This is a genomic window from Streptomyces sp. NRRL S-244, assembly GCF_000717915.1.
Classification (GTDB): domain Bacteria; phylum Actinomycetota; class Actinomycetes; order Streptomycetales; family Streptomycetaceae; genus Streptomyces.
In genome coordinates this window covers 94491-111105 of record NZ_JOCX01000009.1, presented here as the reverse complement: position 1 = coordinate 111105, position 16615 = coordinate 94491, and the positions used below count along the sequence as shown (strand labels likewise).

The window sequence follows — 16615 nt, the reverse complement described above, 5'->3', positions numbered from 1 at the left end:
CCCGGCGCGGTGCGCGTGGCGGCCGGGTCCGGCACGGCCTACGGGGCCGTGGTGAGGCGGGTGGGCTGGAGGCCCGTGAGGAGGAGGGTGAGGGCTTCGTCCACGTCCGCGCCCAGGTACCAGTCCCCGGTGTGGTCGATGCCGTAGACGCGGCCCTCGCGGTCGATGGCGAGGTGCGAGCCGCCGTCGGAGTCGGTGCCGAGCGGGCAGAGCTGGGTGGACAGGGCCCGGCCCAGGTCGGCGAAGGTGCGGGCCAGGTGGAGGCCGGTCAGGGGATCCAGGCGGACCGGGACGGGCGCGGTCTGGCGGCCGGGCCCGGGGGCGGTGACGGTGAGCCCGCCGAATTCGGCCCAGGCTTCGACCGCGGCCGGGAAGACGGTGTGCCGGTGTCCGGCCGGGGTGGTGTGGTCGCGCAGGGCGTCGGCCCAGAACTCGGCCTGCTTGATGTCCCAGCGGCCGGGCTCCCAGCCGGCGGTGCGCAGGGCGGTGTCCACGGCGGTCGGGAAGCGGGTGGCCGAGGAGCGGTCGTAGGAGGCGGAGGAGGCGGAGGCGGAGGCGGAGGAGGTGGTCATGGTGGCGGAGGTCAGGCCTTCTCTGACGCGGGGGTGAGGTCGACGGCGCGGACGCCGAAGTGGGCGAGGAGGGCTTCGCAGGAGCGGCAGGGGGGTGCGTAGCTGCCGTGGAGCGGGTCGCCGTCCTCGCGGATGCGGCGGGCGGTGATCTTGGAGTGTTTCAGGGAGCGGCGGGCTTCGCTCGCGGTGAGGGGTTTGCGGGAGGCGCGCTTGCTGCGCGCGCCCTCGACGCCGGCGAGGTGGCGGGAGAGCAGGATCGCCTCGGGACATCGGCCGGTGAAGCGTTCCCGCTGGCCGCTGGTGAGGGTGTCGAGGAAGTCCTGGACGAGCGGGTGCAGGGCGGGTGCCTGGTCGGCCTTGCCCGCGGTGCCGGTGAGGGTTTCGCCGCGTACGGAGAGAGCGGCGGCGACGGTGGGGAGGATGCCGTCGCGGCGGAAGCGCAGGACGGGCGCGGCGGGCCGGCCGTCGGTGCTGCTCCAGCGCAGGCGGGGGTCTCCGGCCGCGGACGTCGCCCCGGCCGGCCGGCCGGCTGCCGGGTCGCCCTGGTCGCCCCGTCCCGAGGCGCCGTCGGCCGTGTCCGTGCGTGTCGCCGTGTTCTGCATGGTCGCGTCTTCCCTCCCGTGGCGGCGGTGGTGGCCGCTGTCGCGCACGCCCCCGTGCTGAGGGGACAGCCTGTCAAATGTCCCCTGTCGTGTGGAAGCGGGGTCGAATATTCGTATCAATTCGGATGTTCCTGGCCCTCGCGCGGGTGCGGGGGTCGCGGGCGGGTGACGCTCTTGCCCGAGCACATAGGCTGTGGTGAACCAGCCAGATCCAGCAGGGGGCTACCGCCATGACGACAGGTCGGCTCGGGCAGCAGGCCGCGCCACCCAACGCCGCGTACTCCGGGCAGGTCGTGCATTTCCCGGACCCGGTCCGGGCCGCTCGGCATCCCCACGGGGTACGGATGGACGGGGACGGACATCCCGACCTCTCCCCGTACGCGCGCGCGGCGGTGGAGATCGCCGAGCCGCCGGAGGGCTTCGGCGTGGACGAGTTGCGGCTGACGGACTGCGTGTCCGCGAACGCGGCGATGCACGCGGCCGGCCATGCGCTGTGGGACACCGTCGGACCGGTGGCGACCCCGCACGGCTGGACCTGGCACCACGTGGCCGGGACCCGGCGGATGGAGCTGGTCCCGGTCGAGGTGAAGGCGCTGCTGCGGCATCACGCGGGGCTGGCGACGGCGCCGGTCGACCACGGCAAGCGCGGGACGCGGCCGTTGCAGGAGCTGCGCCCGGTGCACCTGGGGCTGCCGAAGACGGTGGTGTCGGTCTCCGAGGAGGCGGTGCAGGGCGTCGAGGAGGACCTCGGCTACCGGCTGCCGGAGGCGTACCGCGCGTTCCTGAAGGCGGCGGGCGGCTGTGCGCCGGTGGGCGCCGGGCTCGACGTGGACCTCGGACTGCTGGTGGACCAGCCCTTCTTCACGGTGCGTGAGGAGGCGGCGGTCAACGACCTCGTGTACGTCAACAAGTGTCTGCGGGACCACCTGACGAAGGACTACCTGTGCGTGGCCTTCGTGCAGGGCGGTCTGCTCGCGGTGAAGGTGAAGGGCGAGGCGATCGGCTCGGTCTGGTTCTCCCCGTACGACGACGCCCGCGACCAGGACGGCTGGTCGGTGCAGGAGCGCGTGGAGCGTCTGTTGCTGCCGTGCGGTGCCGATTTCGATGCCTTTCTGGAGCGGTTGGCGGGCAACCCGCCGGAGTTGGAAACGGTGGCCGGTCTGATGGTGGACGGCGGATTCGCACGCTCGGTTCCCGTGTCCGGTGCGGCACCGGTGGAGGGGTGACGGCGCGATGGTGACGTTTGCGCAGGCGCAGGAGCGCGCCGAGGAGTGGATCAACGGGGACGTGCCCGCGTACCAGCACCGGGAGGTGCGCGTACGGGAGTTCGGACTCGGGTTCGTGGTGTGGGCGGAGGACCGCGCGGCCGGTCCGGTGTCCGGTGGCGGCCGGCAGCGGCTGGTCATCGCCCGGGACAGCGGTGAGGTCACGCTGTGGCCCGGGCTGCCGGTGGGTGAGGTGATCCGCCGCTACGAGGAGGAGTACGGGGCCGCGGCCGCGCCGGTGGCGGAGGCTTCGGTGCCGACGCCGCGGATCGACTCGGAGCAGACCTCGTTCATGCTGAGTCCGCCGGAGTGGCTGCAGGAGGCGGCGGACCGGGCGGGGATTCCGCCGGCGCCGGCGCCGGCGGCGGCGCCGGTTCCTGCCGCGGCCGAGCCCGTGCCGGCTCCGGAGCCTGCCGCTCCGGCTCCGGCGCCCGCTCCGGCTCCCGCTCCCGCTCCCTCTCCCGTTCCGGTGGAGGCTGTTCCGCTGCGCCGCGAGGTGCCGTACGAGCCGACCGCGAACGACGGGGTGCCGGCCGGGGCCACGCCGTGGGCCGGGACCGATGTGAACCCCGGTGCGGACGACGTGTCCGTACCGCTGCCCGCGACGGTGTTCGCGCCGCCGCTGTCGGGCTCGGACCTGGAGGACATGGCTCCGCCGTCCGGCGCGGCCTCGGAGGCCAAGACCGCGCTGATCCCCGGGGGCAGCCGGCTCCCGAAGACCGCGATCGCCCCCGCGCTGGACCTCGGGCCGGGTGCGGGCGGCGGCTCGGATGCCGGGTCGATCGCCGATGCGCCGACGAGCAAGGCCCAGGTCTCCCGTCCGGGTGCGGCTCCGGCGGTGCCGCCGGGTCCGCCCGGTGCTCCCGGTGCCTCCGGGGGCGGGCTCGACCATGCCGCGACGATGCTGGCGGGTCCGGCTGTTACGGGTCAGCCGCCGGCGCCTCCGGGTCCGCCCGGTGCTCCGGGTGCCGGTCAGCCGCCCGCGCCCCCCGGTCCGCCCGGGGCTCCCGGGGGGTCGGCCCATCAGGCCGCCACGATGCTCGCGGGTCCCGGCGTACCCCAGCCTCCCGGTCCGCCGGGGGCTCCCGGTGCGCCCGGTGCGCCCGGGGGCGGGCTCGACCACGCCGCGACGATGCTGGCCGGTCCGGCCGTCACGGGTCAGCCGCCCGCGCCTCCCGGCCCGCCCGGCCAGCCGCAGGGCGGTCCCGGTCCCGGTCCCGGCCACGCGGCGCAGCCTCCGGCGCCCACCGGCGCGCCCACCGTCGGCCCGGGCTACCAGGCCGTCCTGCGCTACCGCGCGCCCGACGGCTCCGAGCAGCAGCTCATCCGCCGTTCCGCGCCCGGCACCCCGCACCCCGAGTGGCAGATCCTTTACGAGCTGCGCGCGATGAACGTGCCGCCACAGCAGGTGCTGGAGCTGCACACGGAGCTGGAGTCCTGCGAGCTGCCGGGCGGTTACTGCGCCCGGATGATCCGGGAGACCTGGCCGCAGGTGCGGATCACGAGCGTGGCCCCGTACGGCAAGGACCACGCGGGCCGTCAGCAGGGCATGCGGCACCTGCTGACCCATCAGGGTGAGCTGCACCAGGTGGCGGACGGTCCGGCGCGCCCCGCGCCGGTACGGGTTCCGGTGCAGCAGGTACCGCTCCAGCCGGCGATTCCGCTGGATGCCATCGGCGCGGAGCTGGCCGGGGCGTTCGGTCCGCAGGGCGTGTTCCGCTTCGACCAGCGTGCGGTGTCGCGCCAGGGTGTGCCGGAGATCGTGGCGCAGACCCTGGTGTGGGCGGGTCTGCCGACGGACTTCGGGCCGTTCTTCTGGGCGCAGGCGGTGCCGGGCCAGCCGGTGCCGACGCTGGCGGAGCTGGCGGCGCAGCGGCAGGTGCAGCCGGCGTCCGACGCGGGCTCGTACCTGGTGGTGGGCAGCGACTTCGGCAAGGCGCTGTGCGTGCAGTACGGGACGGCGCACATAGTGGCGGTCCCGGTGGAGGCCGGTCCGGGCGGTGCGCCGGTGCCGCCGCAGTTCGTGAATTCGAGCCTGCCGCAGTTCGCGCGTTCGCTGGCGATGCTGGGTCACATGTGGCGGCTGCGGCAGCATCTGACGCCGGAGCAGGCGGGCCGCTGGACCGTCGATTTCCAGACGAATCTGGCGGGGCTCGACAGTGCGGCGCTGGCGTCGCCGGAGAGCTGGTGGTCGGTGCTGCTTGAGCAGATGTGGGACGGGCTGCTCTGATCGGACGATCGGGCGGATGGCCGGGCCGGGACCCTCGTAAGGGGTCCCGGCCCGGCCATTCCGGCTTCTGGCCGCAAATGGCGCATCCTTGACAGGAATCCCCCCGAGAGAGGCGCTTCCAGGATGACTGCACCCATGTCACCTCACGGACCGGGTTTCGCGACCGTGCGAGGTCGCGGCTACCGCGCGGAAGAGGTCGACCGGTATCTGGCCCGGCTCTCCGGCAGCCGGGACGAGGCGTGGGAGCGGGTGGCGCGGCTGACGGTCCTCGCGAAGCGGATGGAGGCGGAGGCGGAGCGGCTGCGCGAGGCGGTGGCCGCGCTGGCTCCGCAGACGTACGACGAGCTGAGCGAGCGGGCGCGGCGGATCCTCCTGCTGGTGGAGGAGGAGGCGGACACCGTACGGCGGGACGCGCGGGCGGACGCGGTGGACGCGATGGGCGCGGCCGAGGCGTACGCGGACCGGGTGGCCGAGCTGGCGCGGCACGACGCGGAGGCGGTGCGCGAGCAGACGGAGGTCCGGGCGCGGCAGGGGCTGCTGCGGGCGGGCCGGGAGGCCGACGCGGTCCGGGCGGAGGCCAAGGACGACGCGGCGGAGTGGCGGGCGCACGCGCAGGCGGCGCTGACGGAGATGCGGCGCCGGTCGGACGCGCTGGTCGCGGACCGCGAGCAGGAGCACGTGGAGCGGTGGGACGCGGCGGAGCGGGAGCTGGCGGCCCGGGAGGCCGACCTGGAGGCCCGGCACGCGGAGCTGGAGCAGTACGCGGAGGTCCGGCTGGCGGAGGCGCGGCGCGGGTACGCGGAGGCGGAGGAGTCGGCGCGGCACGGGCAGGAGGACGCGGAGGCGAAGGCCGCGGAGCTGCTGGCCGAGGCGCGGGTGCAGGAGGAGCGGACGGGCCGGGAGACGGAGCGGATCCTGCGGGAGCACGAGGAGGCGCAGGACGAGATGCGGGCGCACATGAACCACGTCCGCTCCAGCCTGGCGGCCCTGACGGGCCGGGCCCCGGCCGAGGGCTGACCGGCCGGCCGTCCGTCCCGTCCCGGCGGCCGGTCAGGGTATGTGGCGGGCGTAGGAGCGGGCCACGCGGGCGCGGTTGCCGCAGCTCGAGGCCACGCACCAGCGGCGCCTGGGGTGCGCCGGGAGGAACAGCAGGACGCAGTCCGCCCCCTCGCACTCCCGTACGTCCCGCACCCGGGGGTCCGTCAGGAGCTCGGCCGCGGCGTCCGCCAGCTCCGCCGCGAGCCGCCGCGCCGGGGTGCCCGTACGGTGCGGGGCCGCCGCCAGGCCGGTTTCCGCGGTCCAGGCGAGCTCGCGGTGGGCCGGGGCGCCCGCCGCGGCCTCGTTCAGCGCGCGCAGGGGCGCCGGCCGGGGGCCGCTCGCCGCGCCGCGCGGCCGCGAGCGCAGCGCCGGCCGCCTCCCGTACGGCGTGTACGGCCGCCACCTCGGCCGGGCCCACCTTCCCGACCGGCCCGAGCCGGCCCTCCCGGACGGCCAGCCAGGCCGCGAGCGCCGCGCCGGCCGCCTCCCGTACGGCGTGTACGGCCGCCACCTCGGCCGGACCCACCTTCCCGACCGGCCCGAGCCGGCCCTCCTGGACGGCCAGCCAGGCCGCGAGCCCCGCCGGACCGGCGATCAGACAGAACGGCAACGCGTACGAGGAGGGACTCTCCGACGCGGCCCGCGAGTTCGCCGGACACCGGCGGGAGGTGCCGGGCGACGAGGAGAAGGTGCGCGGGCTGTTCAGTCCGGAGGGCATCCGCTTCGGAGGGGGCGGCACTTCGCGCTGGAGACGCACCTCGGGGAGATCGTCCCGCTGGTGGAGGGGTTCCTCGCGGAGCTCCCGTGACCTGACCTGACCTGACCTGACCCGCCCCTCCCCGGGTACTAACCCGCCGGCTGCTGGGCCGGAGCCGGGGCCGGCTCCGGGGCCGGCGCCTTCGGCGCGTGGCGGTACGGATCGCTGCGCAGGCCGCGGGAGGTGACCACCACCGTGAAGGCGGCGGGCGCGGGGGCCGGCAGCCGGGCGGTCAGGGTGCCCGTCGCCGGGTCGTACTCGGTCGCCACGGCGGTGGAGTCGAGCTCCACCCGGGCCTCCGGGCCGAAGCCGCCGCCCTCGACGAGCAGCGCGGCACCCGTCACGGTCACGCCCGTGATCACCGGGTTCGCGCGCGTGGCCATCTTGTTCACCAGGTACGCCCCGGCCGGGGCGCCCGTCAGCGCCCAGATCTCGGCGGGGAGGCGGGGGAGTCCGCCGCCCACGTCGGAGAGGAAGAACAGCACCACGTACAGCATGGTGACCGCGCTGAGCGCCACGTACTGGAGGTCGACGAGGTCGGTGCGCCCGCTGTCGTTCGCGATCAGCTCGCGCAGCGGCCGCTGCCCGGAGCCGGTCGGCTTCGGGGCGGGCTTGGCCATGCTGCCGTTCTCGACGCGGATCCCGACGACCGTCTTCGCCGCGATCATGGCCACGTACGGGCCCCCGAGCAGGGGCAGGTACACCGTGGTCAGGGAGGACAGCGGGCCGTGCTCCCCGCTGAACCAGCCGGCGCCGCCGCCCGCCGTGAGCCCGTACGCGAGGATCGTGAGCAGGAGCCAGACCAGGATCACCGTCCAGGCCAGGGCCAGGGTGGTGGAGGTGGAGAGGCGGCCGTCGCGGCCGGTGACGAAGCCCGGATGGCGGCGCAGCCGCAGGGCGATGGGCCCGGCGAGGGCTGCCAGTAAGGCCAGTGCGAAGAGTGCGGAAGCCATGTCGTCCCCCCCGGAACGGATCTCGGATGCAGGACTCCGAGGTCTACTCCGTTGACCGGGGTCATGACAAGCGGGACCCGGGCGCGGCGGCTACCTGTTGTCCCGCTGGGTGTCGCTCCGCTTCGTGTCGCCCGGCCCCTTCTCCCGGTGCTCCTCCAGTATCGGGAACCGCCGCGGTGCCACCAGGAGCAGGACGAGCAGCGCCGCCACGGCCGCGGCGGTGGCGCCGAGGAAGACGTGGTCCACGGCGGCGGCCACCGCCTGGCGCAGGTAGTCGGCGGCGGCCCGCGGGAGCAGGTCCGGCCGGTCGAGGGCCGTGGACACGTCGTCGAGGTGGTCCGGCAGCCCGGCCATCGGGGCGTGCGCCAGCCGGGAGGCGATGGTCGCGTTGGCGACGGCCCCGAGCAGCGCGGCCCCGAGACTCTGGCCGACCTGGCGGCAGAACAGCACCGAGGCCGTCGTCGTACCCCGCTCGGACCAGCCCACGGTGGACTGGACCCCGACGATCAGCGGCAGTTGGAAGAGGCCGAGGGCCGCGCCCAGCAGCAGCATGACGAGCGTGGGCTGCCAGGGCCGGGCGGGATACGGGAGCAGCGTGAACGAGAACAGGATCACGGCGGCGAGCGAGCTCCCGACGGCCGCGGAGTTGCGGAAGCCTATGCGCCGGTAGACGTGCTGGCTGAAGGCGGCGGACACCGGCCAGGTGAGGGTCATCGCGGACATGACGAGCCCGGCGCTGACGGCCCCGAGGCCGAGCACGGACTGGGCGTACGTGGGGACGAAGACCATCGGGGCGATCATGAGCACGCCGAGCGCGCCGAGGGCCAGGTTCACGGCGGCGATGGTGCGCCGGCGCCAGACCCATCCCGGAATGATCGGCTCCGCCGCCCGGCGCTCGATCCGGACGACGACGGCCGCCAGCAGCGCGCTCGCGCCCAGCAGCCCGAGGGAGGGCGCGGACAGCCAGGGCCAGGCGACCCCGCCCTGCACGAGGGCGAAGAGCAGCAGTCCGCCGCAGGCGAAGACGCCGAGGGCGCCCGCCCAGTCGATCGGGCCGCGGCGCCCGGGGGACCGTACGGGCTCGACGAGGTGGCGGGCGAGCATCCACAGGGCCAGACCGCCGAGCGGCAGGTTGATCAGGAAGATCCAGCGCCAGTCGGCGTACGAGGCGATGAGCCCGCCGAGCGCCGGGCCGGCCACGGCGGAGGCGGCCCAGACCGAGGACATCCGGGCCTGTATCCGCGGGCGGTCCTTGAGCGGGTAGAGGTCGGCGGCCAGGGTCTGCACGGTGCCCTGGAGGGCGCCGCCGCCCAGCCCCTGGACGAGGCGGAAGGCGATGAGGGCGGCCATGTTCCAGGCGAGCGCGCACAGCAGCGAGCCGACGATGAACAGGGCTATGCCGAAGAGCAGTACGGGCTTGCGGCCGAAGGTGTCGGAGAGCTTCCCGTAGACGGGGAGCGTGACGGTGACGGCGAGCAGGTAGCCCGCGAAGAGCCAGGAGAAGACGGAGAAGCCGCCGAGGTCGCCGACGATCTGGGGGACGGCGGTGGAGACGATCGAGCTGTCGAGGGCGACGAGGGCCATCGCCAGCATGAGGGCGCTCACCAGGGCGGTACGAGGCCTCCGCCCGCTGGCGGCCGCCGCGTCGGCCGCCGGTCCGGCCCCGGTGCGCTCGCCCGTGCTCTCCTCTGCGCCCACCAAGATCCTTTCACCGTGCACGTATCCGCGGGGAACACCTTCTCATCGCGGGGTATCCGGCGGTATCCCCCCGGTATCCCCCAGAGGCGATCCGCCAAAAGATGGAGAACCCCTAGGGGTTGCTCCTCACAAGGGTCCAGGGGTCATTCGTCCCGGCGGAGGAGGAGGACGGCCCGGCGAGGTCCTTAACTGGTTCCTACGGGCGGGGGTGGGGTTAACCCCCCGGCGGATACGGCGATGGGCACCAGCGCGCCGGCCGCCTCCGCCCCGCAGACTTCACGACGGCACGACAGCGGAATCCGGCCACATCGCGGCAAGCGCGAGCAACGCATCAACGAGGGGAAGCACCGTGACAACGGCTATGACCGAAACCAGGCACGGGGGTACTGGAGGGCATGGAGCCGTCGCCGCCCGGGCGCGCAAGGTCGTCAAGGCCTACGGCGCCGGGGAGACCCGCGTGGTCGCCCTCGACGAAGTGGACGTGGACATCAAGCGCGGCCAGTTCACGGCGATCATGGGCCCCTCCGGCTCCGGCAAGTCCACGCTGATGCACTGCCTCGCCGGTCTCGACACCGTGACCAGCGGGCAGATCCACCTGGACGACACCGAGATCACCGGGCTGAAGGACAAGAAGCTCACCCAGCTGCGCCGCGACCGGATCGGCTTCATCTTCCAGGCCTTCAACCTGCTGCCCACGCTCAACGCCCTGGAGAACATCACGCTCCCCATGGACATAGCGGGCCGCAAGCCCGACGCGGAGTGGCTGAACCGCGTCGTCGAGACGGTGGGCCTCGCCGGGCGCCTCAAGCACCGCCCGACCGAACTCTCCGGCGGCCAGCAGCAGCGCGTGGCCGTCGCCCGCGCCCTGGCGGCCCGTCCGCAGATCATCTTCGGCGACGAGCCCACCGGAAACCTGGACTCCCGGGCAGGCGCCGAGGTCCTCGGCTTCCTGCGCCGCTCGGTGGACGAGCTCGGCCAGACCATCGTGATGGTCACGCACGACCCGGTGGCAGCCTCGTACGCGGACCGCGTGATCTTCCTGGCCGACGGCCGGATCGTGGACGAGATGTACGCGCCCACCGCCGACCAGGTGCTGGACCGCATGAAGGACTTCGACGCGCGCGGGCGGACCTCGTGAGCGCCGGCACCGTACTGAAGACCTCGCGGCGCAACTTCGTCGCGCACAAGGGGCGGATGGCGCTCTCCGCCGTCGCCGTCCTGCTCTCCGTGGCCTTCGTCTGCGGCACCCTGGTGTTCACCGACACCATGAACACCACCTTCGACAAGCTGTTCGGCGTCACCAGCGCCAACGTCACGGTCACCCCGAAGGCGGCCCAGGACGGCGAGGACAACCCGAACCGCGGCAAGCCCGAGGTGCTGCCCGCCTCCGCCGTCGAGCAGGTGCAGAAGGCCGAGGGCGTCAAGGGCGCCGAGGGCGCCGTCGTCTCGATGTCCGTCACGGTCGTCAACGCCAAGAACGAGAACATGGGCTCGACCACCGGCGCCCCGACCATCGCGGGCAACTGGAACGACAACGAGCTCAAGTCCATGAAGATCACCTCAGGCCAGGCCCCGCGCGGCCCGACCGAGATGATGGTCGACGCGGACACCGCGAAGAAGCACCACCTGGGGCTCGGCGACGAGCTGCGCACCATCGCCATCACCGGCGACATCCGCGCCAAGATCAGCGGTATCGCCACCTTCACCGTGACCAACCCGGGCGCGGCCATCGTCTACTTCGACACCGCCACCGCGCAGGAGAAGCTGCTCGGCGGCCCCGGCCTCTTCACGCACGTCAACGTCACCGCGAAGGACGGGGTCAGCGACACCCAGCTGAAGGCGAACGTCGCCAAGGCCGTCGGCGCGGACACGTACAAGCTCCAGACCGCGAAGGAGGCTTCGGACGCCAACCGCAAGGACGTCGGCTCCTTCCTCAACGTCATGAAGTACGTGATGCTCGGCTTCGCCGGAATCGCCTTCCTCGTCGGCATCTTCCTCATCTTCAACACCTTCTCGATGCTGGTCGCCCAGCGGACCCGCGAGATCGGCCTGATGCGCGCCATCGGCGCCGACAGCGGCCAGGTGCTCAAGTCCGTGATCGTCGAGGCCTTCCTGCTCGGCCTGGTCGGCTCGATCCTCGGGGTCGGCGCCGGTGTGGGCCTGGCCGTCGGCCTGATGCAGCTCATGGGCCAGATGGGCATGCACCTGTCCACAGACGACCTGACCGTCGCCTGGACCACCCCGGTCGTCGGCCTGGTGCTCGGCATCGTCGTCACCGTCGTCTCCGCCTTCATCCCGGCCCGCCGGGCCGGCAAGGTCTCCCCGATGGCCGCCCTGCGCGACGCCGGCACCCCCGGCGACAAGAAGGCCGGCCGCATCCGGGCCGCCGTGGGCCTGGTGCTCACCGGCATCGGCGGCGCGGGCCTGTTCCTCGCCGCGGGCGCCGACAAGGCCGCCGCCGGCTCGCTGTGGCTGTCCCTGGGCGTGCTGTTCACCCTCATCGGCTTCATCGTGATCGGCCCGCTGCTCGCCGGCCTCGTGGTCCGCCTGCTCTCCGGCATCGTCCTGCGGCCCTTCGGGTCCGTCGGCCGCCTCGCCGAGCGCAACGCGCTGCGCAACCCGCGCCGTACCGGCGCCACCGCCGCCGCGCTGATGATCGGACTGGCGCTGGTCGCCTGCCTGTCGGTGGTCGGCTCCTCGATGGTGGCCTCCGCCACCGACGAGCTCGACAAGTCGGTCGGCGCGGACTACATCGTCCAGTCCCAGACCGGCCAGCCGATCATGCCGCAGGCCGAGCAGGCGCTGCGCGCCACCAAGGACCTCGACCACGTCACCGCGTACCGGGAGGTGGAGGCGAAGGTCACCGCCCCCGACGGCTTCGTCAAGGACGACGGCATCAGCGTCAACGACCCGACGTACGCCCAGGACGTCCGGCGCAAGATGATCGCCGGTGAGCACGCGGCGGCGTACGGCAAGGGCGCGATGTCGGTCGGCTCGCTCTTCGCGGACGAGCACCACGTCAAGGTCGGCGACGAGCTGACGGTCGCCTTCACCGGTGGTCAGACGACCAAGCTGAAGGTCGCCGCGATCACCTCCGACGAGGGCAACCTCGACAAGGGCGTGATGTACATCAGCACCGCGACCGCCGAGCAGTTCCTGCCGGCCGACCGGATGCCGCGGCCGTTCATGCTGCTGGCCAAGGCCGCCGACGGGAAGGCGGACGCCGCGTACACCGCCGTCAAGGGCGCGCTCGCGGAGTACCCCCAGTACCAGGTGCAGAACCAGACCGACTACAAGAAGTCCCTCAAGGACCAGGTCGGCCAGCTGCTGAACATGGTCTACGGGCTGCTCGGCCTCGCGATCATCGTGGCGGTCCTGGGTGTCGTGAACACCCTGGCCCTCTCGGTGGTCGAGCGGACCCGCGAGATCGGCCTGATGCGCGCCATCGGCCTCTCCCGCCGCCAGCTGCGCCGCATGATCCGCCTGGAGTCGGTGGTCATCGCCCTCTTCGGCGCCCTGCTGGGCCTCGGCCTGGGCATGGGCTGGGGAGCCACCGCACAGCAGCTGCTCGCCCTCGAGGGCCTGAAGGTGCTGGAGATCCCCTGGCCGACGATCATCGGCGTGTTCGCCGGGTCGGCCTTCGTGGGCCTGTTCGCCGCACTGGTCCCGGCCTTCCGGGCGGGGCGGATGAACGTACTGAACGCGATCGCGAGCGAGTAGCCGGCTCAGCGTTCGTTCGGGGGACCGCCGGTCCCGGTCAGCCCTTCGGGGGCCGGCCGGGACCGACGGCGTTCCCGGGCCGGCGCTCCTCGCGGTGGCCGCAATCCCTCGCGCGGGGGACCGTGGGGCGTCGTAGGGTGGGAAGCCCCGGCCCGTGAGACGTGTCGGGTCCTTCGCGTTGCCCCTTCACCGGACGGAAGCCTCCTTTCATGAGCCTGCACGGACTGCTCGACGCCGTCACCCGGGACCCGGCCCTCGCCGAGGCGGTCACCGCGGCCGGGGACGGCAACCGCATGCACGTGGACCTCGTCGGACCCGCCGCCGCACGGCCCTTCGCCATCGCCGCGCTGGCCGCCAAGACCGAGCGGACCGTGCTCGCGGTCACCGCCACCGGTCGGGAGGCCGAGGACCTGGCCGCCGCGCTGCGGTCCTTCCTGCCGCCCGACGAGGTCGCCGAGTACCCGTCCTGGGAGACCCTTCCGCACGAGCGGCTCTCCCCGCGCAGCGACACCGTGGGCCGGCGGCTCGCCGTACTGCGCCGGCTCGTGCACCCGAGCAAGGACGACCCGGCCGCGGGGCCCGTCTCCGTGGTCGTCGCGCCGATCCGGTCCGTGCTCCAGCCGCAGGTCAAGGGACTCGGGGACCTGGTCCCGGTGAGTCTGCGGCACGGCGAGAGCGCCGATCTGGGCGAGGTCACCGAGGCGCTCGCCGCGGCCGCGTACGCCCGCGTAGAGCTCGTCGAGAAGCGCGGCGAGTTCGCCGTGCGCGGCGGCATCCTCGACGTGTTCCCGCCCACCGAGGAGCACCCGCTGCGCGTGGAGTTCTGGGGCGACGAGGTCGAGGAGATCCGCTACTTCAAGGTCGCCGACCAGCGCTCCCTGGAGGTCGCCGAGCACGGGCTGTGGGCCCCGCCCTGCCGGGAGCTGCTGCTGACCGACGAGGTACGGGAGCGGGCCGCGGCCCTCGCCGAGGCCCACCCCGAGCTCGGCGAACTGCTGAACAAGATCGCCGAGGGGATCGCGGTGGAGGGCATGGAGTCCCTCGCGCCGGTCCTCGTCGACGACATGGAACTGCTGATCGACGTCCTGCCGGCCGGCTCCATGGCCGTCGTGTGCGACCCGGAGCGGGTCCGCACCCGGGCCGCCGACCTCGTCGCGACCTCGCAGGAGTTCCTCATGGCCTCCTGGGCCGCGACCGCCGGCGGCGGCGAGGCCCCCATCGACGTCGGCGCGGCCTCGCTGCGCGGGATCGCGGACGTACGGGAGCACGCGCGCGAGCTCGGCATGATGTGGTGGTCGGTCTCCCCCTTCGCGGCGGACGACACCGCCTCGGCCGCCGACACCCTGGCGCTCGGCATGCACGCCCCCGAGGCCTACCGCGGCGACACCGCCCGGGCGCTCGCCGACACCAAGGGCTGGATCGCCGACGGCTGGCACACCGTCTACCTCACCGAGGGCCACGGCCCGGCCGCCCGCACCGTCGAGGTGCTCGGCGGCGAGGGCATCGCGGCCCGCCTGGAGGCGGACCTGCGCACCCTGGAGCCGTCGATCGTCCACGTGGCGTGCGGCTCCCTCGACAACGGGTTCATCGATCCCGCCCTCAAGCTCGCCGTCCTCACCGAGACCGACCTGACCGGCCAGCGCACCGCCACCAAGGACCTCGGCCGGATGCCGACCCGGCGCCGCAAGTCCATCGACCCCCTCACCCTGGAGGTCGGCGACTACATCGTCCACGAGCAGCACGGCGTCGGCCGCTACATCGAGATGGTGCAGCGCACCGTCCAGGGCGCCACCCGCGAGTACCTCCTCGTCGAGTACGCCCCCGCCAAGCGCGGCCAGCCCGGCGACCGGCTCTACATCCCCACCGACCAGCTGGAGCAGGTCACCAAGTACGTCGGCGGCGAGGCCCCGACCCTGCACCGGCTCGGCGGCGCCGACTGGACCAAGACCAAGGCGCGCGCCAAGAAGGCGGTCAAGGAGATCGCCGCCGACCTCATCAAGCTCTACAGCGCCCGCATGGCCGCCCCCGGCCACACCTTCGGCCCCGACACCCCCTGGCAGCGCGAGCTGGAGGACGCCTTCCCGTACGCGGAGACGCCTGACCAGCTCACCACCATCGCCGAGGTCAAGGAGGACATGGAGAAGTCCGTCCCCATGGACCGCCTCATCTGCGGCGACGTCGGCTACGGCAAGACCGAGATCGCGGTCCGCGCCGCCTTCAAGGCGGTCCAGGACGGCAAGCAGGTCGCCGTCCTCGTCCCCACCACCCTGCTCGTGCAGCAGCACTTCGGGACCTTCTCCGAGCGCTACAGCCAGTTCCCGGTCAACGTGAAGGCGCTGTCCCGCTTCCAGAGCGACACCGAGTCCAAGGCCACCCTGGAGGGGCTGAAGGAGGGCTCGGTCGACATCGTCATCGGTACGCACCGGCTGTTCTCGCAGGAGACCAAGTTCAAGGACCTGGGCCTGGTCATCGTCGACGAGGAGCAGCGCTTCGGCGTCGAGCACAAGGAGCAGCTGAAGAAGCTGCGCGCCAACGTGGACGTGCTGACGATGTCCGCGACCCCGATCCCGCGCACCCTGGAGATGGCGGTGACCGGCATCCGCGAGATGTCGACGATCACCACCCCGCCGGAGGAGCGCCACCCGGTGCTCACCTTCGTCGGCCCGTACGAGCAGAAGCAGATCGGCGCGGCCATCCGGCGCGAACTCCTGCGCGAGGGCCAGTGCTTCTACATCCACAACCGGGTCGAGTCCATCGACCGGGCGGCCGCCAAGCTGCGCGAGATCGTGCCCGAGGCGCGGATCGCGACCGCGCACGGCCAGATGTCCGAACAGGCCCTGGAACAGGTCGTCGTGGACTTCTGGGAGAAGAAGTTCGACGTGCTCGTCTCGACGACGATCGTCGAGTCCGGCATCGACATCTCCAACGCCAACACCCTCATCGTGGAGCGCGGCGACAACTTCGGCCTCTCCCAGCTCCACCAGCTGCGCGGCCGCGTGGGCCGGGGGCGCGAGCGCGGGTACGCGTACTTCCTCTACCCGCCGGAGAAGCCGCTGACCGAGACCGCGCACGAGCGGCTCGCGACGATCGCCCAGCACACCGAGATGGGCGCCGGCATGTACGTGGCGATGAAGGACCTGGAGATCCGCGGCGCGGGCAACCTCCTCGGCGGCGAGCAGTCCGGCCACATCGCGGGCGTCGGCTTCGACCTCTACATCCGCATGGTCGGCGAGGCCGTCGCGGACTACCGGGCGGCCGTCGAGGGCGGGCCGGAGGAGGAGCCGCCGCTGGAGGTCAAGATCGAGCTGCCGGTCGACGCGCACGTCCCGCACGACTACGCGCCGGGCGAGCGGCTGCGCTTGCAGGCGTACCGGTCCATCGCGTCGGCGAACTCCGAGGCGGACATCAAGGCCGTACGGGAGGAGCTGCACGACCGCTACGGCAAGCTGCCCGAGCCGGTGGAGAACCTGCTGCTGGTGGCGGGGCTGCGGATGCTGGCGCGGGCCTGCGGGGTCGGCGACATCACCCTCCAGGGCGTCAACATCCGCTTCGGGCCGGTGGAGTTGCGGGAATCCCAGGAGCTGCGGCTCAAGCGGCTCTACCCGGGCGCGGTGCTCAAGCCGGCCACCTCGCAGGTGCTGATCCCGCGGCCGAAGACGGCCCGGGTGGGCGGCAAGCCGCTGGTCGGGCGGGAACTGCTGGCCTGGACCGGGGAGTTCCTCACCACGATCCTCGGTTCGTAAGGCGTACGCGGCCGGGGATCCCGGGGTCCCCGGCCGC

At 73.3% G+C, this 16615-nt stretch carries 11 protein-coding genes; 6 read left to right on the top strand and 5 right to left on the bottom strand.

From position 1 onward, the window contains the following. Positions 1-38: 38 nt before the first annotated feature. Together IF02_RS0113260 and IF02_RS0113255 are read right to left on the bottom strand one after the other, a co-directional pair. Complete coding sequence (locus IF02_RS0113260; RefSeq protein ID WP_030156536.1) at positions 39-572, bottom strand: SUKH-3 domain-containing protein; 534 nt, start codon at positions 570-572, stop codon at positions 39-41. A gap of 11 nt (positions 573-583) precedes the next feature. Beyond that, positions 584-1174, bottom strand: coding sequence for a YwqJ-related putative deaminase (locus IF02_RS0113255; protein WP_030156535.1), 591 nt, complete (start codon positions 1172-1174; stop codon positions 584-586). Positions 1175-1404: 230 nt separating this feature from the next. Here IF02_RS0113255 and IF02_RS0113250 point away from each other — a divergent pair, with 230 nt between their 5' ends. The 3 genes from IF02_RS0113250 (at position 1405) to IF02_RS0113240 (ending at position 5686) form a co-directional block, all read left to right on the top strand. Then, entirely contained in the window at positions 1405-2400 is a 996-nt protein-coding gene (locus IF02_RS0113250; protein ID WP_078622070.1) for an SMI1/KNR4 family protein, read from the top strand. A 7-nt stretch (positions 2401-2407) separates the two neighbouring features. Further along, positions 2408-4669: an SUKH-4 family immunity protein gene (locus tag IF02_RS0113245; RefSeq protein WP_030156531.1), complete on the top strand. Its 2262-nt coding sequence runs from the start codon at positions 2408-2410 to the stop codon at positions 4667-4669. Positions 4670-4804: 135 nt separating this feature from the next. Continuing rightward, positions 4805-5686 carry a DivIVA domain-containing protein gene (locus tag IF02_RS0113240; protein ID WP_234318189.1) on the top strand — a complete coding sequence of 294 codons (882 nt, stop codon included), beginning with the start codon at positions 4805-4807 and terminating at the stop codon, positions 5684-5686. A gap of 33 nt (positions 5687-5719) precedes the next feature. On the opposite strand, the gene IF02_RS36215 is transcribed toward IF02_RS0113240, so the two are convergent. The 3 genes from IF02_RS36215 to IF02_RS0113230 form a co-directional block, all read right to left on the bottom strand. Next, on the bottom strand, positions 5720-6073 hold the full coding sequence (locus IF02_RS36215) for a CGNR zinc finger domain-containing protein (RefSeq protein WP_078622069.1): 354 nt from the start codon (positions 6071-6073) through the stop codon (positions 5720-5722). A 480-nt stretch (positions 6074-6553) separates the two neighbouring features. Then, on the bottom strand, positions 6554-7417 hold the full coding sequence (locus IF02_RS0113235; protein ID WP_234318187.1) for a hypothetical protein: 864 nt from the start codon (positions 7415-7417) through the stop codon (positions 6554-6556). A gap of 90 nt (positions 7418-7507) precedes the next feature. Beyond that, complete coding sequence (locus tag IF02_RS0113230) at positions 7508-9115, bottom strand: MFS transporter (protein WP_234318186.1); 1608 nt, start codon at positions 9113-9115, stop codon at positions 7508-7510. Positions 9116-9476: 361 nt separating this feature from the next. On the opposite strand from IF02_RS0113230, the gene IF02_RS0113225 reads away from it, so the two are divergent. From IF02_RS0113225 to mfd, 3 genes are all read left to right on the top strand, one after another. Then, on the top strand, positions 9477-10253 hold the full coding sequence (locus tag IF02_RS0113225; RefSeq protein WP_420708141.1) for an ABC transporter ATP-binding protein: 777 nt from the start codon (positions 9477-9479) through the stop codon (positions 10251-10253). A gap of 56 nt (positions 10254-10309) precedes the next feature. Next, positions 10310-12835 carry an FtsX-like permease family protein gene (locus IF02_RS0113220; protein WP_051696203.1) on the top strand — a complete coding sequence of 842 codons (2526 nt, stop codon included), beginning with the start codon at positions 10310-10312 and terminating at the stop codon, positions 12833-12835. Between the two features lie 209 nt (positions 12836-13044). Continuing rightward, on the top strand, positions 13045-16578 hold the full coding sequence (gene mfd, locus IF02_RS0113215) for a transcription-repair coupling factor (protein WP_030156520.1): 3534 nt from the start codon (positions 13045-13047) through the stop codon (positions 16576-16578). Positions 16579-16615 lie beyond the last annotated feature (37 nt).